This window comes from Tautonia sociabilis, from assembly GCF_003977685.1.
GTDB classification, from domain to species: Bacteria; Planctomycetota; Planctomycetia; order Isosphaerales; family Isosphaeraceae; genus Tautonia; species Tautonia sociabilis.
The window spans coordinates 63,578-85,513 of the sequence record NZ_RYZH01000027.1; the positions used below are offsets into that span (position 1 = coordinate 63,578).

A 21,936-nucleotide genomic window follows, 5' to 3' on the forward strand; every position below is an offset into this window, starting at 1 on the left:
TGTCTGACTCGGCTACTTGAGGAAGCGGGCGAGCACCGTCCGGACCTCGGCGACGAGCTCCTCCCTGGTCATCTCCTTCGCCCGCTCGTGCTCCCCGCGCGCGCCCTTCCCGAGCACGCACGATTCGAGGTGCTTCGAGAGGAGCTCGATGCCGAGCGCATCGAGCGCGGATCGGGCCGCGGCGATCTGGTTGAGGACATCTACGCAGTAGCGCCCATCCTCGACCATCCGCTCGATCCCCGCCACCTGACCGGCGATGCGCCTGACGCGGGACCTGACCTTCTTCGCCGATTGCTCGTCCATCGCCGACTCCGCTCACGCCTGCCGAAGTTCGTCCGTGCACCATGATATACCCCCTGGGGGTATAAGGTCAAGTACCCCTTGGGGGTATATTGCGGGCGCGGCCGGTCGGCGTGAGCGGAGTCTCGGCGAGATTTCCGGGGCGGCGGATGATCCGGCTCATAGCAGCCGGCCAGGCGCTACGCGATGCTGCCGCACGCGAGAATGAGGAGACCGAGGAAGATGACGAGAACCTTGGGCCTACTGGGCTCCGCGCTGTGCCTCCTCGTGGGCTCCGCCTGCGGCGGGATGCACCTCGAGCAGCGGGACAGGGTTACCTTCATGCGAGGGCCGCACAACTACGACTTCTACTCCAGGCACAACGATCCGTTCGAGACCTCCGCGGCGATCCACTTCGCCCACGCCAAGGCGCACGATGTCCTGCAGCTGACGCCAAAGGGAAAGGCCTACTACCACGACGCCGCGTTCAACGCCGAGTCGGTCGCGTACACCTACAATCCGCCGCGCCTCGAACCACACATGGAGCTCTACGGCCCCTACACCGGCCGCTTCCTGTGGCAGCTCTACCGGGCGATCGACTGGACCCACGTCCACCACGGCGAGACGTATGACATCCTCTCGTCGCGGCAGATCGACTGGGACCGCAAGAAGGAGTGGACCGACAGGCAGGTCCGCTACTACCTGGAGCTGAACGATCGGGCGCGCAGCCCCGCCCCGCTCGACGTCACGATGCGGCGCGCCAACGTGATGATGAAGCCCTACTTCGGCATATTCCGCAGCCTCTACCCGCAGTCGACGACCTACTTCTACGTGGCCCATTGGTGGCACCCGGCGATCTACGAGGCGATGATGCTCGGCGGCAACGACGAGGAGCAGGACGAGGCGGTGCGCGAGACGCACGAGCAGACCTTCTCCCGCGTGTTCCACGATCGGCCGTCGCGGATGCTGCTGAGCCGGGAGATGATGCCGCGCTACAGCAGGCTCTCGCCCGAGTCGGCGAACATCTTCGACAACCTCCACATGATCCACGGCATTGCCTACGCGATCCTCGCCTACGAGGGTTGGGACGAGGAGCAGAAGCGCGCGGAGATGTACCGCGTCCTCGACGCGTTGGGCTACCAGCCCGGCGACGAAGAGCTTGCCAGGAAGTTTTCCCTCCCCTACCCGGACATGGACCCCCGCTGCTACGAGGGCTGGATGAAGGGGTACGAGGGCGAGATGAACCGGATCATGGAGGAGATGCTCCGCGAAATGTGGCCCGGCATGAGCGCCGACGGGAGCAGCGATCCCCCGCCCAATGTCATGCACCAGCTCCGGCTCAAGCTCAGCCCCGGCTACCAGCCGGGCGAGCACCCGGGCTCGCTCCACCAGGCCCTGATGAAGGAATACCCCCAGATGAAGATGGACAAGGAAGGCATGGCCCCCGGCAAGGCTTCCGAGAAGATGGTCCGGACGATGATCAAGGGCTGGAGCGAGAAGTACGGGAACATGCCGGAGGTGCCCCCCATCGCGATGACCGATGAGCCGTCCCTCCGCCCCGCCCCCTGCGGGCCCGAGGAGCGACACCACAGCGCAGGGAGGCGGTAACGATCATGCGCATCCTGGTCATCACCATGCTGGCCGTCGGCGCCCTCGCGATGCCTGCCCGGGCCGACGTGTCGGACCTGGAGGAGGGATTCCCGACGGCGCTCACCGACGCCTATCCGAAGGAGTACCTGGGCCGGGAGGCGCAGCTCGTCAACCGCTTCATCCGGACCGATAAGGAGGAGGACGGGTTCTTCTTCGAACCTCGCCTCGAATTCGGCTTCCCGCGAAACGCGCAGATCAGCGTCGCGGTGCCCTTCCGCGCCGGCGAGCTCGAGCCGGATGGGCTGGGAGACGTACGGGTCGAGGCGCTCTACAACTTCAACCAGGAGACGCTCGGCGTCCCGGCCGTCTCCCTGATCGCAGGGCTCGAGACGCCCACCGGGGACGACAGCGAGGGGGTCGATCCGATCGTGGGCGCCGTGTTCAGCAAGACGCTCGGACGGAGCTCGCTGCTACACCGGCTCCACCTCGTCGGCCGGTACCAGTTCAACTCCGAGGAGCAAGCCGACGAGCGGGACGGCCGCTACGAGGCGGTCGTCGGCTACAGCCGCCGCGTCTCGCCGCAGCTGTTCATCCTCTTCGACTACCTCCGCGAGCAGGACCTGAAGGAGCACGAGGAGACGAACCTCGTCGAGGCGGGGCTGCGCTACGGCTTGAGCCCGATCTGGGTGCTGTCGGCCGGCGTGGGGTTCGGCATCGGCGCCGAGTCGCCGGAGGTGCAGGCGACGGTCGGGCTGCAGCGGGAGCTGCTGATCCCATACTCGAGCCCCGAGTAGCGCGCGGATGGCCCCGCCCGTGAGCCCTCGGGCGGGGGAGTGGTGACGGCCGTCAGGCGGCCACCTTGCGGCACTCCTCGGCGCAGCGCCGGCAGGCCTCCGCGCACCGCTTGCAGTGCTCCGCCTCGTGCTCGGCGCACTCGGCGGCGCAGCGGTCGCACGCCTCGGCGCAGGCCCGGCACACCTCGGCCGCGAGCGTCGAGCCGCGGCTCATGAAGCCCGAGCAGGTCCAGCACAGCTCGGCGCAATCCCGACAGGTGCGGACGCACTCGGCCATCTGGGGCTGGCCGATGCAGGCGTCGCCGCAGCGCTCGCACTCCTGGGCACAGGCGACACACGCCTCGATGCAGCCTCGGTACTTCTCGTGGGTCATCGGTTCCTCCTCGGTGGGCCGCCGGGATGGCTCGTCCCGAGCGGCAGGGATCCAGGTCCTTACGCATGGGAAGGAGCGTCGTTCGATCCCGGCGTCCCCCCCACCCGCTCGCGATGGCGGGCAGGAGACATGCCGAGGGCGAGAGGCCGACGTTTGCGGCTCAGCGCGAGCGGCCGCCCTGGCCCTGTTGCGCCATGGTCCGGAGGTGTCCGTGGTGCGGATGGTGCTCGTGCGGATGCTGTTGCTGCTGGCCGCCCCGGCCCTGGGCGAGGGCCGCGGCGCCGCCGGTGGCGAGCAGGCCGGCGGTGCCGGCGCCCACGATCGACAGCAGTTCCCGGCGATCCATTGGCGTCCTCCTGTTGCAGCGATCAATGGATGGACGCGGCCCGCACCCCGCGGGCCGGCGATCGCCCCCGAAGGGGCCCGGTGAACCAGCCTGAGCCCGATCGCCCGCTCCTGACCGGGGCGACCTCTGCTCCACCGTCGCCACCCGATCGCGGGCCGACCGGCTGATGGCCGTCGATACCGCGATGGATAGCCGGATTGGTGGCTCGCAAGTCTCGCGCCGATTGGCCCGCGCGGCGCCACAACCTCGACCGCCGGCGATCCGGCCGCCACGTCGCGGATCGACTCCCGCCGGTGCATGCCCGCGGCGGCGTTCCCAGCGCCGGCTCCCCGTTCGTCACCAGGGGTAGTAGACGTAGGGCGTCGGCGGCGAATAGCTCCGGGTCCGCCAGCTGTTGTAGCTCTCGATCCCGTAGGGCGTGACGGTGTGGCCGTGCGGCCGGTAGTCGTGCCGGCCCGTCCCGTACCACCCGAAGCCGCCGAACGGCGTGCGCCTCGTGTGCCAGTGCGGTGCGAAATCATGCCCGCCCTGCCCGTAGTAGCCGTAGGCCGGGACGCCGTAGACGCCGCCGTGATGGCCTCCGTGGTAGCCTCCACCATGCTGATAGTAGCCGGGGTAACCGCCGTACCCATACCCCTGGGCCGTGGCCTCGGAGGTCCCGAGCGCCAGTCCGCCGATCGTGAGCACGCTCGCCAGCGCGATCATCCGCCATGCCAATCGCATGATGCTTCCCCGTATCTCTTTCAACGCGGTGAAGTTGTCCTGATCCCGGTGCGAGGACGAGCCCAGACCCGTCGCATCGGAGGATTTCGCGCACTCGAGCGTCTTGACAGTGCAGACGACGGACCGGAGACGAAGATTGCCCCCGCCGGGCCGCTCTCGCTCGCCGCAACAGCATGAGGGATAGGGATTTGGATGGCGATCATCTTGGCCCGATACTGGCATCCGCCCGGCGCCGACGAGACGACACACCCCAGGATCCTGGCCCGTGACAGGAACCTCACGCGCATCATCAATGGTCACGAGGTTTGATCGCGGGGATCGCCCGGAGCAACGCTCGCGTATCGGCGGCACGGAAACCTCCGCGGCATGTCCCGGGTCATACCCGGCCCGGGTATGGCCTCTGGTAGCCTGTCGCCGCCGGCCATCCGGGGAGGGCCCTCGATCACCCGGCCACCCGCCATGTCGGCCCGGCCCGTCAGCGACATCCCATGGGGCGGGCGATGCTCGTAATCCCCCCGGGACGACGGCCGCGGCCGCTGGACCGTGAAAGGTGAAATTGGACGCAGCGCTGCAACCATGATACTTTTGCGTTTCGCCGTGTCCCCGGCATGGGCGCAGGCGAGGCCGACCCTGGGCCGCGCGGGATGAGACGAGCAGGATCACCTGGGAGCAACATGAACCGCCGATCACCCACCGAGGTGCCCGCATACCACAGCCGGCGTTCCTTCCTCGCCTCCGCGGCGAGCCTGGGGCTGTGGGCCGCCTTGCGGGGCACCGTGCCGTCCTACGCGCTCGGGCCTGCAGTGGCGGTGGGCCGCGCGAGCGGAATCCCTCTTGGCGATCGCGTCAAGCTGGGCATCGCCGAGACGCGGATCAATCTTGGTTCCGAAGGGGCCACGGCGACGGCGATCAACGGCACCGTGCCGGGGCCGCTGCTCCGGTTCCGCGAGGGCCAGGAGGCCATCATCGAGGTCACGAACGGGCTCCGGGAGGACACCTCGATCCACTGGCACGGGCTGATCCTCCCGCCGGGCATGGACGGGGTCCCGGGAGTGAGCTTCGCCGGGATCAAGCCGGGGGAGAGCTTCACCTATCGCTTTTCCATCAACCAGAGCGGCACCTACTGGTATCACAGCCACTCGGGCCTGCAGGAGCAGACCGGGGTCTACGGCCCATTGATCGTCGACCCCAAGGAACCAGAGCCGTACGCCTACGAGCGGGATTACGTCGTCCTCCTCTCGGACTGGACCTTCGAGGATCCCTACGAGATCCTGGCCAATCTCAAGAAGCAGAGCAACTACTACAACTTCCAGCAGCGGACCCTCGGCACGCTCTTCCGGGACGTCGAGCAAAACGGGTGGTCGGCGGCGATCGGGGACCGCCTGATGTGGGGGCAGATGCGCATGGACCCCACCGACATCTCCGACATCACCGGCTACACCTACACCTACCTGGTGAACGGCCTGCCACCGGGCGCAAACTGGACGGGGGTCTTCGCGCGGGGCGAGCGCATCCGCCTGCGCTTCATCAACGCCGGGGCCGCGAGCTACTTCGACGTCCGCATCCCGGGGCTCAAGATGACCGTCGTGCAGGCAGACGGGCAGGACATCCAACCGGTCGTCGTCGACGAACTGCGGATCGCGATCGCCGAGACCTACGATGTGATCGTCGAGCCTGGGGAAGGACCGGCGTACACCATCTTCGCCGAGGCGATGGACCGGAGCGGCTTCGCACGCGGCACCCTCGCCGTGCGAGACGGCCTCTCCGCGCCCATTCCCGAGCGGCGGCCGCGCCCCCTACTGTCCATGGCCGATATGGGCATGGGGATGGATCACGGCGGCGGGCATGGCGGGGGCCATGGCGAGCATGGGGGCGGCCACGGCGGCCCGAAGCCCGCAGCGCCGCATGTGATGGAGCACGGGGCCGATGCTCACGCCGCCGGCCATGGCGATCGACGGTCCGCGATGCAGCACGGGGCAGCCGGGGCGGCGAACGCCGGTGGCGCCGTCCCGCACGGCCCGGAGGACCACGGGCCGGGCAACGCGATGGTGCCGGACGCGACCAAGGACCGCACGGGCGAGCCCGGCATCGGCCTGGAAGGCTCCGGACGGCGGGTCCTGCTCTATGCGGACCTCCGCAGCCTCTCGCCGGGGAGCGACCCGCGGCCGCCCTCCCGGGAGATCGAGCTGCACCTCACCGGCAACATGGAACGCTACATGTGGTCGTTCGACGGCAAGAAATACTCCGAGGCCGACGGGCCGATCCGGTTCTTCTACGGCGAGCGACTCCGGCTGACCCTCGTGAACGACACGATGATGAATCACCCGATCCATCTGCACGGGATGTGGTTCGAGCTCGTCAATGGCTCCGGGGCGCACAAGCCGAGGAAGCACACAGTGAACGTCAAGCCCGCCGAGCGGCTCTCGGTCGACATCACGGCCGATGCGCGCGGGGACTGGGCGTTCCACTGTCACATCTTGTACCACATGGAGATGGGGATGTTCCGTGTCGTCACCGTTGCTTGAATCATCCGCGGCGCGCGAAGCGACGACCTCCGCCTGCACGAGGAAGCTCCTGGCGGGCATCCTCCTGGCGGCTGTCTCGCTGCTGACGATGGCCCCTTGGGCCTTCGCCGGTGACGGTGACCTCACCGGGGCGCCGGTCGGCGAGGATGGCGGATGAGCGCCGCCGATCGACGATCAGCGGTGGTATCGCTACCTCCTGCTGGAACCGTTCGAGTACCAGCTCCGGGACGGCGACGACACCTTCAGCTGGGAGGCCGACGGCTGGGTCGGCGGCGACGACGAGCGGCTGTGGCTCAAGACCGAGGGCGACCTGGCCGAGGACGAGGGCGAGGCCGAGGCGCAGCTGCTCTATAGCCGGCTGATCGCGCCCTTCTGGGACCTCCAGCTCGGTGTGCGCTACGACCAGCCGTGGGGCTCCGATGCCGACTCCTCGCGCGCCTTCGCCGTCGTCGGCCTCGAGGGCCTGGCCCCCTACTACTTCGACATCGAGCCGGCGCTGTTCCTCAGCGACGATGCCGACGTGTCGGCGCGGCTGGAGGCGACCTTCGACCTCCTGCTCGCCCAGCGGCTCGTCCTCCAGCCCCGCCTCGAGCTGGACGCCGCCGTCCAGGAGGTACCGGAGCACGGCGTGGGGCAAGGCCTCAACGACTTCGAGCTCGGGGCGCGACTCCGCTACGAGCTGAGGCGGGAGTTCGCGCCGTATGTCGGCGTGTCCTGGACCCGGAAGACCGGCGAGACCGCCGGGATCGCGCGCCGCGACGGGGAGGAGGTCAGCGACTTCGCGGTCATCTTCGGCGTCCGGATGTGGTTCTGACCGTCGCCCGTGCGGCGGCGCTCCGGTCAACCAGCCTCGGGCCCAGGTCCTTCGCCCGCAGCACATCTCGGGTCGTCGGCGTACGTCGCGTGGGTGATCAGGAGCCGGGAGCTCTCGGGCGGCTCCACCCGCAGCCACGCCTCGAAGACCGGGGGATGTCCCGCACGGTGATGGCGGTGCCGGACGACAGGCGTTCGCGTCCGGGACAGGACGTCGCCCTCCGGGCCCTCGACGACGACGTCGACGCAGCCGAGGGGCTCGCGTGCCTTCACGTAACCCTTCACCAGGAGCGACTCGCCCGCCTGGAACGCCTCGATGGGCCCGATGGTGACGCCCGCGGCCTCCCTGCATTCCACCTGCAGCGCACCGCCCGCGACGAGGTCGCGGCGGTAGACGCAGCTCATGGAGAGCATGACTGCAAGCGCGGCGAAGCATCTGATTAGCATGGGATCCAACGTGCTACGCGGCCGAGGCGTGGCCCCCCGCCCTACCCATCTTGCGGCAGTGCTCCTCGGCCGTGCGGCAGGCCCGGGCGCAGTCCTGCAGGATCTTGTCCCCGGCGATCTTCTCGCACGACTCGGCGCACGCCCGACAGACCTCGGCACACGCGGCGTGCGCGTGGTGCGCGACGGGGCTGCCCCGACTTGTCAGGTCGGCCGACAGCGAGCAGAACTGCTGGCAGTCCCTGGTCAGCTCGTGCGCGCGGGCATACGCCTCGCGTTGCTCCGTGCCCTTGCGGAGTTCCTCCAGGCAGTGGTCGGCCGCCCGGCCGCAGAGGTTCCGGCAGTCGTCGAGGATCTCGGAGTGCCCGCGGTGCTCGTGCTGCTGGGCGTGGCCGGTGCCGCCCAGGGCGACGAGGCTAGCGGCCCCGGCCCCCAGGACGCCCAGCATGTTGCGTCGGTCCATGTTCGTCCTCCCACTCAGATGTATGGCGATTTCCGGGCGCTATCGACATTCGCTCGGAGCTCGGGCGAACGCATCGGCGTGCCGGGCGCTCCAGCTCAGTTCGGCACGCCACGCCTGCGCACGCCTGCCCCTGCCGGCGCCCTCGAACTCCTCTGAGGAAGTAATCCAATAACCACACGGAGGACCATGATCACCACCAGTTGCCCGAACCCGTCAGACGTTGGCGCGGCGGCGGCGTGGGAATGATCGCCCGCCGTCCGGCACTCACTCCCGAGCGCGAGGCGCCCGTATCCTCGGACATGGCGGCGAAGCATCTGACCAACATGGGGCCCAAATACGAGGCCCGCCCTATATGTAGCCCATCCCGCCGCCACCGGGGCCCAATGGCCGGGCCCGCGGCAGGCTGCCGGGCCGCCAGGGCTTGGGCCGCGCTGCCGAGGAGCAGCGCGAGCCCCAGGAGAGCGGCTCCCAGGGCGGGGGTGGGTTGATTCGTGATCTGGTCGACACAAGGGTCTCCGTGGTCTCATCTGGCGTTTGCGCCCGCCTCAATCTCGCGTGGCATCATTCTCGTAGGGAAGATGCATGATCTCGGCCTCCGACCGGCGCGGACGACGATCGCCGGGCCCAGTCATGGAGAACCAAGGCCCACGCGATCGCCCGGGCCCGAGGGGGTAGGCCGGTTCGAGGTGGTTCCCAGCACGGCCCGACCCTGCGCCCGGCGAGCCGGTAAATGAGGGCGGGAAAGTCGGTGACCTGTGCGTTTTCCGGGCCACCCCGCTGCAGCCCGGCCCGGCCGGCGGCCGATATCACCGACATCCGATCGCGTCGGGCTCAGCGCGTCGGGCGAGGAGCGAGCGATGTTCAGGAAGGACCTGAAAGGCGGGGCGGCACCGGCCCGCCCGGCGCTCGCCCATGCCCTCCGGACCGGGATGACGCTCGCCTGCCTGGCGTCGGCCCTCGGTCCCCAGGGATGGGCCCACGCCGAAGACCGACACGCGACCAGGACCGCCCAGGCCGCGCCGGTACACGACCCGTCGGCCCATGGGGACGCAACGCGCGCGCCGGCGGGAGTCCCGCCGGCCCTGCCGGAACCGATGGCGGCGCCGACCACCATCGCCACCACGCCCGCCCCGGCGGCAGGGCTGGGGCTGGCCGACTTCGAGCGGCTGGCGCTGGAGCGAAACCCCACCCTGCGACAGGCGTTCGCGCAGCTCGACGCCGCCCGGAGCCGGTCGTTCCAGGCCGGCCTCTACCCCAACCCGGTCATCGGCTACACCGCCGAGCAGATCGGGGTGCCCTCGGAGGTCGCCGCGGAGGGGACCTTCGGCCGCAACCGCACCCCCGGCGAGCTGCAGGGCGGCTTCGTCCAGCAGGAGATCGTCACCGGCGGCAAGCTCCGGCTCAGCCGCGCCAAGTTCGCCGAGGAGGCCAACACGGCGCGGTGGCAGGCCGAGGCGCAGCGATTCCGCGTCCTGAACGGCGTCCGCGTCGCCTACTTCGAGGTGGCCGCCGACCAGGGGACGATCGAGCTCGAGCGGCAGCTGGTCGCGATCAACGAGGACGCGGTCCGGACGACCGAGGAACTGGTCAACGTCGGGCAGGCCAACGAGCCGGACCTGCTCCAGGCCCGGGTCGAGGCCCACCGCGCCCGCGTGGCGCTGCGCAACGCCGAGAACCGGTACCGCGCCGACTGGGAGATGCTCGTCGCCCTGGCCGGGGCGCCGGAGCTGCGCCCGCTGCCGCTCGACATGCGACCGCTCGAGGCCGAGGCCGCGCCCCTGGACTTCGACGCGGTGCTGGCGGACCTGCTCCATCGCAGCCCCGAGATCCAGGCGGCCCTGGCGGAGATCCGCCGCGACCAGATCATGGTGCGGCGCGAGCGGGCCGAGCCGATCCCGAACATCACGATCCAGGGCGTGACGGGTTACAACTACGAGTTCGGCATCACGACCGCCGGCGTCCAGGCGAGCATCCCCCTGCCGGTCTGGAACCGCAACCAGGGCACGGTCCGCGAGGCGATGGCCGACCTGTCGCGGGCCCGGGCCGAGTACGAGCGGGTGGGCCTGTCGATCCGGCAACGCCTGGCCGACGCCTACAACCGCTACGAGGACGCGCGGCAGTCGGTGGAGGACTACCGCGCCGAGACCCTGCCGCTGGCGCGGCGGGCCTTCGAGGTGCAGTCGGAGAACTTCCGCCAGCGCCGGGCGGCCTGGCCCCAGGTCCTGGTGGCCCGGCGGACGCTCGTCGACCTGCAGCTCGACTACACCATGTCGCTGCTCGAGCTGCGGCGGGCCGAGGTGGAGATCGCCGGCATGCTGCTGGTCGACGGGCTGACCCCGCCGGCTGGCCCGACCCCGCAGGGCCACATCGAGGCGACGCCCCAGCCGCGGTGACCGGGCGAGCGGGGCGGTCCGGGCGGCTCTCCCCCGCCGGACCGCCCCGTAGCGTGACCCCAAAGCTAACGCGGGTAGCCCTCGTGCCCGCCCGCCGGCACCGCGGGGGCGGGCGCCGGGCCGTGCCCCCGCATCCGGCCCGACTCCGACTCGGGCCGGTGCCCCCCGTGCGGCTCGACCGGGCCGGGCCCGCCCCCGGGGATGCTCGCCCCGGGCGCGACCTCGCCTTGGCCCGACATGACCGCCTCGAACAGGTCCGGCGGCAGGACGCGGACGACGGTCATCAGCCCCTCGACGCCGGTGTACCAGCCGCGGCGCATGCCGCGCGTCTCCGGCTTGTTGAGCTTGGCCAGGTGCTCCGGGGTCCACTCCGCCGGCATGTCCATCATGCCGGCCGGGAACCCCGGCACGCGCCGGCCCGAGGCGTCACGGCCCATGCCCGCGTGGCCGCCGTGACCGCCGGCGCCCGACGATCGCGGCCCCACCGTCATGTTGCCGACGGTGCGCTCCGTGCCGATCTGCTCGCCCATGCCCCGCCCCAGGCTCGGGCCGAAGGACTCCGAGAGGGCGCCGCCGCCGGTGGCGATGCCCATGCCGCCGGACGGGCTCAGCCCGGCGCCCATCCCGGAGACGGTGTGGCCGCCCATCGGCCCGACCATGGTGCTCATGAAGTTCATCGTGTGGTGGAACATGTGGCAGTGGTACGGCCAGTCCCCCACGTTGTTGGCGATGAACTCGATCTCGCGCACCTGCGCCACGGCCACGAGCACGGTGTTGCCCGGATACCAGGCCGACTCGGGCATCCGCCCGCCCTCGGTCCCGGTCACCCAGAAGGTCAGCCCGTGGAGGTGGAAGGGGTGGTGGTCCATGGGGCTGAAGTTCAGCGTCCGGATCCGCACCCGCTCGCCCAGCTTGCACACCAGCGGCGTGACATACGGGCCGGCGCGGCCGTTGAAGGTCAGGACGTTCCACTCCATCGTCATCGTGTTGGGGACGGTCGCCCCCGGCAGGACGCCCCACGCCTGGCTGATCAGGGCGAAGTCGCGGTCGACCCGCGGCTCGTGCGCCTCCCTGGGGTAGATGATGAACAGGCCGACCATGCCCATGGCGTCCTGCATCCCGTCGTGCGAGTGGTAGAAGAACGTGCCGTCCTGGTGCAGGTCGAACTCGTAGGCGTAGGTCTCGCCGGGGCGGATCGGCGGCTGGGTCACGCCGGGGACGCCGTCGAAGCGGACCGGCATCTCGAGGCCATGCCAGTGGATGCCGGTCGACTCGGGCAGCTCGTTGTGGACGACGAGCCGCACCCGGTCGCCGACGGTCGCCTCGATGGTCGGGCCGGGCATCAGGCCGTTGAAGCCCCAGCAGTCCAGCGTGAACGTGGGCAGCAGTTCGCGCCGGACGGCCTGGCAGCGGATGTGGAATTCCTTGGCGCCGTTAACCATCGTCCAGGGCAACCGCTCGGGCAGGTCCGGTACGATCACTCGGACCGGGGGCTCGCCGGGCCTGATGAGGCCCGGGACGAGCTTCCCGCGGTCGGTGGGGCTGCCGACCGGCCCGCCGGGCCCGGGCCGGTCGCGGGGATATTCTTGTCCGTGCTCGTGCTCGGCGTGGCCCGGAGGGGCGGCCGTGTCCTGGGCGCCGGCGGTCGCGCCCGCGGAGAGCGCCCCCGCGACCGCGGCCGCCCCGCCCTGGAGGAAATGTCGCCTGCTCGACTCGTTCTCCATCGCATCACCTCGACCGGGACAGGGGCCATCCGCCGGCCGGGAGCCCACCAGCCGAACACTCCATTCTACCCGTCCGACGATCGCCCGGCATGGGCGGCTGGGCGCCGGCACCCGGATTGCTGGCCAAATCGACCCCGGGGAGGCGCTGCGCGCCGGCGGCAAGCCGGCATGACCGGTGTCATGTCCGCCAGCCCTCCTGGGTGCCATTGTCGCCTGCGGTGTAGGCCTCCCCCGCGCCTCCGCGACCCCCGCCGGGGATCGGGACCGTCCGATGGGCGAGGGGCCGCATGGACCGCGTCCCCGATGACACACCGCCCCGGAGGGAATGCCCATGGCCCAACGAAGAACGTCGGAGCTGTATCGAAGCCTGCGCCGAGCGGTGCTGGGCGTGCGCCGGCTTCATGAGCCGGGGCTCCCAGCTCAACCGCGGCGAGAGTCGGCAGAGCGTGGCCCCCGCCGATACCATGTTCCACACCGATAGGAAGGCTACCATGAACCGCCGCGAGGCTCTCCGATTGATGGGAGCGACCGCTGTCGTTGCTCCATTTGGCAGGCTGGTCGCCCAGGAAGCCTCCGGCCCTGGAGAACAACGGACCAAGGACCGCCTGATCGGCGAGTACCTGGGCCGCTGGATCTGCCTCCTCCCCACCAAGCTCGGCGGGGGCGCGCACGCCTATGACATGGCGACCGGCAAGTCGCTGGCGTGGATTTCGTATTGGAACTACGGCGACGACTGTCCCATTTCGCACCACTTGGCCGCCTTCCCTTCGCCCGATCCGTACAAGGGATTCGAGTTCATCAACAGCAACCAGGGGGGGAAGAACCTCCTGATGTGGGGCATCCCGACCCCGGTGACGGAGCCGGGCGAGGGCTTCAAGATCTACCGCGTCAAGTACGACGGCCAGCAGATGGGGGTCGTAGAGGACGTCTCCAAGACGACGGGATTGGGGCTCGGCGTCCACACCACGATCGCGCCGGACGCGGAGTCATACGCCGTGGCCGACGGGCAGAAGGACGTCCTTGCGGTCTTCGATCGCGCCACTTCCGAGGTCCTGGCGGCCTACTTCTTCGACTGGGAAGGCCGGGACAAGGCCCTCAAGGGCACCTGGGTCGGCGGCGGGACGATGACCATCAAGCGGATCTATCCCGACCCCGAGACGAAGAAGTTCGACTTGGAGGGCACCAAAGGGATCAAGATGGATTGGGAGATGCCCCCCGGGGGCGAGCTTCAGGTCGAGGAGGGGAAGATCCCGGGGGCGCGGCTCGCGAACGCCGTCGGGTGCGACGGGGTCGTCTTCGACCCGCGCGGCCGTTGGGCGGTGGCCAGCATCCGCCTCCTCGGGCTCAGCGTCGTCCTCGACCGGCGTAACGAGTACGAGCCGGTCGCTGCCCTGCACACGCCCAAGGGGTCGCAGCTCCATTACGACGTCCTGCCCGCAGGGGAGGACACCTGGCGGGTGGCCATGGACCGGGTGCTCTCCCCCGCCCATGAGGCGGGGTTCTCTCCTTCCGGGGAGGACTACGTGGCCATGAACAACCTTCGCCAGAACAACGTCGCGGTCGTTGATGCCAGGGACGCCGACCCCCGCCGGTGGGAGATCAAGACGCACATCGAGCACCCGATGTGGAGCGGGCGCGTGCCAATCCCCTTCCACGTGGCCTTCAACCCCGACGGCACGAAAATGTTCGTCGTCATCTGGGATGAGAAGCCGAGGCCGAGTCACCTCATGATCGTGGACGCCCGAACGTGGAGGCCCATCACGCTCATCAAGGACATCGGGCCGGACGTCCAGCCCTCGGCGGTGACCTACGACGGCAAGTACGTGTTTACACCCTTCAGCGGCTTCCAGAGGCTCGCCAGCGGGATCTGCGTGACCGATGCCGTGACCAACGAGCACGTCGGGTACTTGCCCAGCCCCGGCGGGCACCACGACTGCGTCGTGGTGCCGCGCACGATCGAAGAGTTGCGGATCAGCCGCTGTACCACCATCTGACATGGTCGGGTAATGGACCTCGTTCGATGATGCCCGGCGAGAGCGTAAAGCAGATCTGGCCGCGGGCCTCGTGCGAAGATTCGACGCATCGGCTATGGTGGCCCTGCGGCTCGGGTCGTTCGCCGCTGCAAGCAAAATGAGGAATATGATCAGAAAAGTGATTTTGCCAGTTATTGTGATTATGGCCGCTTCGGCCTGCGCAGTTTCCGCACCAAGGGGGCCAAACAGGGCGGCCGTCGTGATGAAGCTCGACGAGACCGAAGGCCACATCTGCATGGGGGCTGGCGAGGTGAAGCCGGGCGACCGCGTAACCCTCTTCAAGAACCAGTGCACGGGGCCGACCCCGGGCAAGAAGGTCGTCTCCCCGGCGTGCAAGAGACAGCAGCTGGGCGGAGGGGAGGTCATCCGAACGCTGAACGAGCATTATTCCGTCATCCGCGTCGACCCCGGCGTGCAGTTTGAAGTGGGAACGATGGTCGAGAAACTCTGAGCACCAACGAGCATGGCCACCGTGGTCGCCTGCTGCGTCGTCCCAGCCGTCGTCTTGACGGCGCGGGGCCGTGGCGGCGAATGAGTTGTCGGAGGCGCGAGGAGCGGTGACCACCCCGTCCTTGGCGCCGCGCGACCACCGCGGCGTGATGCCGGGGCCGCCGGGCGACGGAGCTGAGCGACCAGCAACGTCCACATGGCGACACTACTGCTCGTTCTGTTCGTCTGTTCAAGATGTTGAAACCGCGCTCGCCGGGCCTGATGAGGCCCGGGACGAGCTTCCCGCGGTCGCGGGGCTGCCGACCGCTGTTACACGGCTCGGCGCAAGAGCTGCGCGTTGATGGCCACGATGACGGTGCTCAGCGACATGAGCACCGCACCGAGCGCCGGATGCAGCAGGATCCCCCAGGGGGCGAGGACGCCGGCGGCCAGCGGGATGGCGACGATGTTGTAGCCGGCCGCCCACCACAGGTTCTGGATCATCTTCCGGTAGGTCGCCTTGCTCAGGTCGATGATCGCCGGCACGTCGCGCGGGTCGCTGCGCACGAGCACCACATCGCCCGCCTCGACGGCGACATCGGTTCCCGCGCCGATCGCGATGCCCACGTCGGCCGTGAGCAGCGCCGGCGCGTCGTTGACGCCGTCGCCCACCATCGCCACGCGCTTGTTCTGGGCCTGCAGTTCTTCAATCTTCGCCACCTTGTCTTCGGGCAAGACCTCGGCAAAGACCGCGTCGATGCCGAGCTCCTCCGCGACGGCAGCTCCGACCGCCCTGGAATCGCCCGTCAACAGGACGACCTCCAGCCCGCCGGCGTGCAGGCGTTCGACCGCCTCGAAGGACTCGGGACGGATGGCGTCGGCGATCGCAAAGACGGCGAGGACCCGATCCCCTTCAACCAGGTAGGTCGCCGATTGGGCGTTGGCTGCCGCCGTTTCGGCGTCCCGGCGAAGAGCATGCGGCGGCTCGACGGCGAGCATTCGCAGGAGCGCCGGGCCGCCGACGTGGAGCGTACGCCCCTCGACGACGGCGCGCACGCCGCGGCCGGGCAGGGATTCAAAGCCCTGCGACCGCGGCACGTCGATGCCCCGCTCCTCGGCGCTCGTCAGCAGCGCCTGCGCGATGGGGTGCTCGGCATCGCGCTGAACGGACGCGGCCAGGCGAAGCGCCTCGGCGTCGCCGATCCCCTCCGCGGCGCCGATCTTCACGACGCGGTGCGAGCCGAGCGTGAGCGTCCCCGTCTTGTCGAACACGACCGTATCGAGCAGGCGGGCCTCTTCGAGGCCGCGTCGGTCGCGCACGAGCAGGCCGTGCCGCGCGCCGAGCGTGGTGGAGATCGCGATGACCAGGGGGATCGCCAGCCCCAGCGCGTGCGGGCAGGCGATCACGAGCACCGTCACCACGCGCTCCATCGTGAAGTCCCACGGCCGACCGAGGATGGGCCAGAGGATGGCGGTCAGCGCCGCGGAGGCGATCGCGATGATCGTGAGATAGAACGCCGCGCGATCCGCCAGCGCCTGGGCGCGCGAGCGCGACGACTGGGCCTGCCCGACCAGTCGCATGATGCCCGCGAGCGCGGTCTCGTCGCCCGTGCCGGTCACCTCGACGCGCAGCGAGCCCTGGCCGTTGACGGTGCCCGCGATCACCTCCTCGCCCGTCGCCTTGTCCACCGGCTTGGACTCGCCGGTGATCATCGATTCGTTGACTGCGCTCTTCCCTTCCCTCACGACCCCGTCGGCGGGAATACTCGCTCCCGGCCGGATGAGCAGCAGGTCACCCCGCTTCAAGTCCGAGACCGGCACGTCCCTGGTGTTGCCGGCCTCATCCAGGCGCACGGCCGTATCGGGCAGCAGCTTGGCGAGCTCCTTGAGGGCGCCCTGCGCCTGCGTGATCGAGCGCATCTCGATCCAGTGGCCCAGCAGCATGATCGCGACCAGCGTGGCCAGCTCCCACCACAGGTCCATCCCGGCGACGAGGCCGAGCGTGACCAGGACGCTGTAGAGGAACGCGACGGTGATCGCCAGCGAGATGAGCGTCATCATGCCCGGCAGGCGATCGCGCAGCTCGCGGTACCCGCCCTGGAGGAACGGCCAGCCGCCGTAGAAGTACACGATCGTGCCGAAGGCCGCCGCGATGTACGCCGACCCGGGGAACCGCGGCGCGGTGTAGCCGAACCACTGCTGGATCATCCCGCTCCAGATCACGGTGGGGACGGTGAGCAGCAGCGTGAGCCAGAACTTGTCGCGGAACATCGCCACGCTGTGGCCGGCATGCTTGTCGTGCCCGGCGTGGTCCTCGTCATGCGCGGCTGTATGGGATCGTGGGGCGTGGTCGCCGTGGGCGTGATGATCGTGCTGCTGATGGCCGTGGCCGTGACTCATGTTCCGTTCCCTCCCCTTGCGCTGTTATTTTCGAAGCGGATGTGCGGCTTCAGCCCTGGCCCACTTCGATCATCCCCATTCTTATGCTCGTGCAAGCATGCGTACGCGAGCGATGATTCCCGTCTGCCAGCTGACTACGCGTATGCAACTGCCATGTGTGTGGACATCGGGAAAGTCAACTTGTCCCCATCGCGGTAACGGTGCATGACGGCTTCGACCTCGAGAGAAACCGTCTCGACGAGTGCGGAGCGCGCCGCGGCATCCAGTTGGGCAAACGCGGGGATCGTCGTCGCCGCCCCCAACACTGTCAGTTCCACGAAGCGCTCCGGCGCCGGAAGGCGAATGTCGAGGGACTGTGGAGTAATCTCGATGCGTTGGAAGCCTGCGGCCCCCAGCAATGCACGTAGCTCCTCGGCGTCCGACAGGGAAAAGGACGACGCCACGTCGGGGATTGCCGCGCCCAGCCGCCGGGCCGTCGCTTCAAACAACGCCTCATACACGGGATGGCGTTGGAGGGCCTGCCACACGCTCAGGCCGACACGCCCGGCATCGGTCAGGACGCGCCGCATCTCTCGCAAGGACGCGGCGCGGTCGGCGAAGAACTGCAATCCTTGCTGGCACAGCACGAGGTCGAACGCGGCATCCGGCAGGGCGAGGCCGATCGCATTTCCTTCCCGCCACTCGATCGTCGCGCCGGTCGGTGCGGGGAGCGCACGGGCCACGGCCAGCATTTCGGGGCTGATGTCGAGCGCCACCACCTTCCCTTGAGCCCCGACCAGGGGTGCGACGTGCCGCGCCACGCTGCCGGTGCCGCACGCCAGGTCCAGCGCACGCTCGCCGGGCCGCGGAGCTGCGTGCTGGAGCAGCACGCGAGTCCAAGGGTCCGCGATTGCGGGGCCGAGATAGTGCTCGTAAGCCTCGGCCGGATTCGGACTTTGCTGTCGGCTCATCGGCTTCTCCTCTCGAACGATACGATTTCCGCCGCGTAGAAACGGGACAGAGCACCTCACGGGGTCGTCCCGACCACGACCAGGGCGCCAACGCTATTGCGGGGCCTCTGGACGACATCGGCCGGCCCTTGTCCCTCAGTCGGATGAGCCGGGCTCGTGAGGCCGCCCCTCCCCGGGCGGCCGTGGTTCGCCCGCTGCCGTCTCGTCGCGACCGCGCGGCCGATGCGAGCCCATGCCGCCGCAGCATCCGCCGCCGTGGCGCATCATCAGGAAGAACATCAGGCCGACCGCGGCGAGCGAGATGAGCGAACTCCAGTCCATGTGAATCCTCCGTTTCCGTTCCGAGATCGGGCCAACTCCGGGCCTCCTTGCGATCACATGTAGGGGCAGCGGATGCCCGCGGCACCCCACAGCGTGTGCGGCAGCGGGGCGAGGATCAGCGCGAGGACCGCGAATGTCGCGTAGCCGAGCCATCGCCGCGCCGGCGTCAGCGGCGTCAGGTCGTCCAGCGGCGGCGCGCCGCGGCCGGCGATGAAGAAGATGATGACCGCCCACGTCAGGAGCCCCGGCCAGACGAACAGCCCGAGCAGCAGCAGCGTCCACATGGCGACGCTGCCGATGGTCTCGCCCGCGCGGCGTCCGAACATGGCGCGGGCGATGTGGCCGCCGTCGAGCTGGCCGATCGGCAGGAGATTGAGCGCGGTCACCATCAGCCCGAGCCAGCCGGCGAAGGCGAGCGGGCTGAGCTGGAGCAGATGGCCTTCGAGCAGCGCCGGGCCGAATGACAGCTTGGCCAGGAGCGCCAGCATCACCGACGAGCCGACATCGGCGCCGCCATGCATCACCCCGGCCGCCGCCCCGGCCGGCGGCGCCACGATGGCCGACGAGCGCAGGCCGATGAGGAGCGTCGGGACCGCGACGGCTAATCCCGCCAGCGGCCCGGCGACGGCGACATCGAAGAGCGCGCGCCGATCCTCGGCGGGCGAACGCAGCTGGATGAACGCGCCGAACGTGCCCAGCGCGAACGGGACCGGGATGAAATAGGGCGGCGTCACGCGGATGCGATGATGCCGGGCCGTGAAGTAGTGGCCCAGCTCGTGGACGCCGAGGATCGATAAGAGCCCCAGCGCGTAGGGCAGGCCGGCGCCGAAGCGCCCCGGCTCGGCGAGCAGATCGATGCCTTGATGCGCCGCGCCGGCCCAGGTGGTCGTGACGACGGTGAGTGCGAACAGCAGCCAGTTCACCCAGGGGCTCCCGTGCGGCTCGGCCGCAGCATCCACGACCGGCCCCGGCAGGAGCACGATGGAGGCGCAGAACTGCTCATCGGCCTGCACGCTCGGCGCGGCACCCTCTCCGAGGGCGTGCTTGAGCTTGGCATAAACCGACGCCGCCGGCTCTCGCAGCCGCCCGCGGAAGATCCGCACCCCGGCGACTTCCTCGGCGAGGCCGACATCCATCACCTCCTTCACAACCGCGGGCTGGTCGTCGGAGGTCAACACGCGTGCGGTCATCACCGGCTCACTCTCCGCGATCGGCCCGGAAAGCATCGAGATCAGCCAGAAGGTCACCAGCAGCCCGACCCAGAAGAGCAGACCGCCGCCGAGGATCCCGCCGGCCGGCAGGAGGAAGAGGACCATCACGGGCATCAGGATGCAGAGGATCATGAGGAGCTGGATCCCCAGCCCTTTGCTACCGGCTCGTCTCGGGGGTTTGGTGTGGTGATTCGTTGCCATCGCCTCCTTCATTGGCGTCTCTAGAGCATGGGTCGGGACTTCCGTCAATCATCGCAGGCCGCTGCCGTGGTCGAGGTGTCATCCGCAGGCGGCTCACTCGCGATCGCCGCCCTCCCCCTCGGCGGGAGCCTCGCTCGCATCGCGCCCGGCATGACGGGAGTGCTTGGCACCGAACAGGCCGGGGAGGCAATGGCCGAGCAGGCACGCGGCCGGGACCAGGAGGAGCAGCCAGGAGGCCGCCCCGCCCCCGGAGCGGGGGAACAGGAGCAGGACCAGCACGGCGGCCAGGCAGCCGAGCATCGCCAGCCAGAACATCTTCGATCGGATCACATCCTTCGCGCCTCCGGGGCTGCGCCCCTCAATGGTGTTTGTAGTAGCCCACCCCCTTGATGTCGTTCCACGACGTCGTCTGGTGGCAGAGGTAGCACTGCTCGACCCGGGCCTCGTGGTGCCCGGCGACCGACGCCGAGACCATCTGGAAGTGCATCATGTAGTGGCTCGGCGGCGCCTGGTGGCACTGGGCGCAGTCGCGCGACTGCGGCGAGGGGTGGCGGAACGCCGCGATCGCCCAGGCCGTCGTCCCGTGGCACTGGGCACAGTCCCTGCCGAAGAACTCGCGGTGGCGATCCTGGTGGGCGTGGCAGCTTGTGCAGTCGAGGATCGCCTCCCGCGGGGCGATCTCCGGGTGGCCGGCCGGTCCCGAGTCGCCGGCCTCGCGCAGCCACGCCACGAGCTGCTCGCGGACGGGGGCCCCCTCGTCGCCCGGTCGGCCGGTGGCCCGGGGCTGCCGCAGCCCGATCGCGGCCAGCGCCGCGTGGTCCATGTCGGTCGGCCGGCGCGCGACGCCCCGGTGCTCGAGATGGCACTCCCGGCAACTGCCGATGTCGGCGTGGAAGGCCGTCGGCTGGCGCCCGAGCAACGATTCATTATTGGCGTGGCAGGCGATGCAGTTTGCGGCCTCGACGCCCCGGGCCGGCGTGTGGCAGGCGGCGCAGTTGTGCTCCAGGAACGCGTGCGGCCGGGAGAGCGCCCCGGGGCTCGCCATGCGCTGCCAGGCCACCGCGCTCAGCACGCCCGGACGCTCGCCGCCGGGGTGGCCGCGCAGGAAGTAGAACCCCGCGAACAGCGCCAGACAGAGCGCGACCGCCGGGAGCACGAAGTACCGTAGCTTCATGGGAACCACCTCAGCCCGAAGTAGAGCCCGGACCAGATATGCAGCGCCAGGAGCGCGTACAGCGCCAGGCTGGTGACGATGTGGAACGCGGCCCAGCGGGCGAAGGCCCGCTTGAGCGCCCCGTGGTTCCTGATGGCGTACTCCAGGTCGGCCATCGACTCGGCCAGCCGCAGCGCCCGGATCGGCGTCGCCGCCAGGGCGTCGTCGTCGCGGACGAGCAGCCCCGCCGCGAGCCGGGCCCAGAAGCCCGTCACCGGCCGCAGCAGAGCCGCCTGGTCGGGATGCGCCGCGAGCTCACCGGCCGTCTCCCGGTAGGCCAATTCCAGTTGGGTCAGGAGCTCCTTCTTCTCGCGGATGTCTGCCGAGACCTGGCCCATCAGGTAGCGGCCCACGAAGCCGCTCAGGACGACCAAAAGCATCATCGCCGTGAGCGCGATGCCCAGCGGGCTCTCGAACTTGTGGCCGGTGTGCAGCAGGCCGAGGATCGGCCCGACGATGCCGGCGTAGACGTGCCAGGTCAGCAGCGTCCGCAGAGAGACCCTCGGGGTGACCGCCCGCTTCAGCGGCGGGATCCGCTTGACGACCGTGTAGGCCAGCGGCACGAGCATGACGAGCGCCCCGGCGACGCCGAGCACGCCGCCCCAGGCGCTGCCGGCGAAGCGCGGCGAGCGGTGGACGAGGAAGCCCAGCCACAGCACCAGCATCAACGCGACCAGGCCGGTGGCGGCCAGGCGATCGCGCTCCTTCATC

General features: G+C 69.7%; 21 protein-coding genes. 7 read left to right on the plus strand and 14 right to left on the minus strand.

Going from position 1 to position 21,936, the window contains the following annotated elements; translation table 11 throughout:
- Positions 1-12: 12 nt before the first annotated feature.
- A complete protein-coding gene (locus TsocGM_RS14595; RefSeq protein WP_126726206.1) occupies positions 13-303 on the minus strand; it encodes a metal-sensitive transcriptional regulator in 291 nt (96 codons plus the stop codon).
- 219 nt (positions 304-522) lie between these two features.
- Here TsocGM_RS14595 and TsocGM_RS14600 point away from each other — a divergent pair, with 219 nt between their 5' ends.
- Together TsocGM_RS14600 and TsocGM_RS14605 are read left to right on the plus strand one after the other, a co-directional pair.
- Complete coding sequence (locus TsocGM_RS14600; RefSeq protein WP_199756792.1) at positions 523-1,887, plus strand: hypothetical protein; 1,365 nt, start codon at positions 523-525, stop codon at positions 1,885-1,887.
- A gap of 5 nt (positions 1,888-1,892) precedes the next feature.
- Entirely contained in the window at positions 1,893-2,663 is a 771-nt protein-coding gene (locus TsocGM_RS14605) for a transporter (RefSeq protein WP_126726207.1), read from the plus strand.
- 52 nt (positions 2,664-2,715) lie between these two features.
- Here the strand turns inward: TsocGM_RS14605 and TsocGM_RS14610 are convergent, their stop codons facing one another.
- From TsocGM_RS14610 to TsocGM_RS14620, 3 genes are all read right to left on the minus strand, one after another.
- On the minus strand, positions 2,716-3,036 hold the full coding sequence (locus TsocGM_RS14610; protein WP_126726208.1) for a four-helix bundle copper-binding protein: 321 nt from the start codon (positions 3,034-3,036) through the stop codon (positions 2,716-2,718).
- A gap of 160 nt (positions 3,037-3,196) precedes the next feature.
- On the minus strand, positions 3,197-3,382 hold the full coding sequence (locus TsocGM_RS14615; protein ID WP_126726209.1) for a hypothetical protein: 186 nt from the start codon (positions 3,380-3,382) through the stop codon (positions 3,197-3,199).
- A 336-nt stretch (positions 3,383-3,718) separates the two neighbouring features.
- The gene (locus TsocGM_RS14620) at positions 3,719-4,105 is read right to left on the minus strand and encodes a hypothetical protein (protein ID WP_126726210.1); all 387 of its coding nucleotides are present in this window, start codon (positions 4,103-4,105) and stop codon (positions 3,719-3,721) included.
- 674 nt (positions 4,106-4,779) lie between these two features.
- Between TsocGM_RS14620 and TsocGM_RS14625 the strand changes: the two genes are divergently transcribed.
- Positions 4,780-6,630, plus strand: coding sequence for a copper resistance system multicopper oxidase (locus TsocGM_RS14625; protein WP_126726211.1), 1,851 nt, complete (start codon positions 4,780-4,782; stop codon positions 6,628-6,630).
- Positions 6,631-6,829: 199 nt separating this feature from the next.
- Positions 6,830-7,444: a copper resistance protein B gene (locus tag TsocGM_RS14630; protein ID WP_233578892.1), complete on the plus strand. Its 615-nt coding sequence runs from the start codon at positions 6,830-6,832 to the stop codon at positions 7,442-7,444.
- Between the two features lie 26 nt (positions 7,445-7,470).
- Here TsocGM_RS14630 and TsocGM_RS14635 read toward each other — a convergent pair whose 3' ends face one another.
- On the minus strand, positions 7,471-7,890 hold the full coding sequence (locus TsocGM_RS14635; protein WP_126726213.1) for a hypothetical protein: 420 nt from the start codon (positions 7,888-7,890) through the stop codon (positions 7,471-7,473).
- Between the two features lie 13 nt (positions 7,891-7,903).
- A complete protein-coding gene (locus TsocGM_RS14640) occupies positions 7,904-8,350 on the minus strand; it encodes a four-helix bundle copper-binding protein (protein ID WP_126726214.1) in 447 nt (148 codons plus the stop codon).
- A gap of 857 nt (positions 8,351-9,207) precedes the next feature.
- Here TsocGM_RS14640 and TsocGM_RS14645 point away from each other — a divergent pair.
- A complete protein-coding gene (locus TsocGM_RS14645; protein ID WP_126726215.1) occupies positions 9,208-10,743 on the plus strand; it encodes a TolC family protein in 1,536 nt (511 codons plus the stop codon).
- A gap of 65 nt (positions 10,744-10,808) precedes the next feature.
- Here the strand turns inward: TsocGM_RS14645 and TsocGM_RS26530 are convergent, their stop codons facing one another.
- A complete protein-coding gene (locus tag TsocGM_RS26530) occupies positions 10,809-12,467 on the minus strand; it encodes a multicopper oxidase family protein (protein WP_199756793.1) in 1,659 nt (552 codons plus the stop codon).
- 518 nt (positions 12,468-12,985) lie between these two features.
- Here TsocGM_RS26530 and TsocGM_RS14655 point away from each other — a divergent pair.
- Complete coding sequence (locus TsocGM_RS14655) at positions 12,986-14,461, plus strand: YncE family protein (RefSeq protein ID WP_158633573.1); 1,476 nt, start codon at positions 12,986-12,988, stop codon at positions 14,459-14,461.
- A gap of 241 nt (positions 14,462-14,702) precedes the next feature.
- The gene (locus TsocGM_RS27090) at positions 14,703-14,951 is read left to right on the plus strand and encodes a hypothetical protein (protein WP_126726217.1); all 249 of its coding nucleotides are present in this window, start codon (positions 14,703-14,705) and stop codon (positions 14,949-14,951) included.
- 308 nt (positions 14,952-15,259) lie between these two features.
- On the opposite strand, the gene TsocGM_RS14665 is transcribed toward TsocGM_RS27090, so the two are convergent.
- The 7 genes from TsocGM_RS14665 to TsocGM_RS14695 all read right to left on the minus strand — a co-directional run bounded on the left by TsocGM_RS14665 (position 15,260) and on the right by TsocGM_RS14695 (position 21,935).
- Positions 15,260-17,329: a heavy metal translocating P-type ATPase gene (locus tag TsocGM_RS14665; RefSeq protein WP_126726218.1), complete on the minus strand. Its 2,070-nt coding sequence runs from the start codon at positions 17,327-17,329 to the stop codon at positions 15,260-15,262.
- Between the two features lie 134 nt (positions 17,330-17,463).
- On the minus strand, positions 17,464-18,279 hold the full coding sequence (locus TsocGM_RS14670; RefSeq protein WP_126726219.1) for a class I SAM-dependent methyltransferase: 816 nt from the start codon (positions 18,277-18,279) through the stop codon (positions 17,464-17,466).
- 135 nt (positions 18,280-18,414) lie between these two features.
- The gene (locus TsocGM_RS14675; RefSeq protein ID WP_126726220.1) at positions 18,415-18,600 is read right to left on the minus strand and encodes a hypothetical protein; all 186 of its coding nucleotides are present in this window, start codon (positions 18,598-18,600) and stop codon (positions 18,415-18,417) included.
- 53 nt (positions 18,601-18,653) lie between these two features.
- A complete protein-coding gene (locus TsocGM_RS14680) occupies positions 18,654-19,943 on the minus strand; it encodes a site-2 protease family protein (RefSeq protein WP_199756794.1) in 1,290 nt (429 codons plus the stop codon).
- 162 nt (positions 19,944-20,105) lie between these two features.
- A complete protein-coding gene (locus tag TsocGM_RS14685; RefSeq protein WP_126726222.1) occupies positions 20,106-20,342 on the minus strand; it encodes a hypothetical protein in 237 nt (78 codons plus the stop codon).
- A 28-nt stretch (positions 20,343-20,370) separates the two neighbouring features.
- A complete protein-coding gene (locus tag TsocGM_RS14690) occupies positions 20,371-21,186 on the minus strand; it encodes a cytochrome c3 family protein (protein WP_126726223.1) in 816 nt (271 codons plus the stop codon).
- On the minus strand, positions 21,183-21,935 hold the full coding sequence (locus tag TsocGM_RS14695) for a hypothetical protein (protein ID WP_126726224.1): 753 nt from the start codon (positions 21,933-21,935) through the stop codon (positions 21,183-21,185). Before TsocGM_RS14695 ends, TsocGM_RS14690 begins: the two co-directional genes overlap by 4 nt.
- Position 21,936 lies beyond the last annotated feature (1 nt).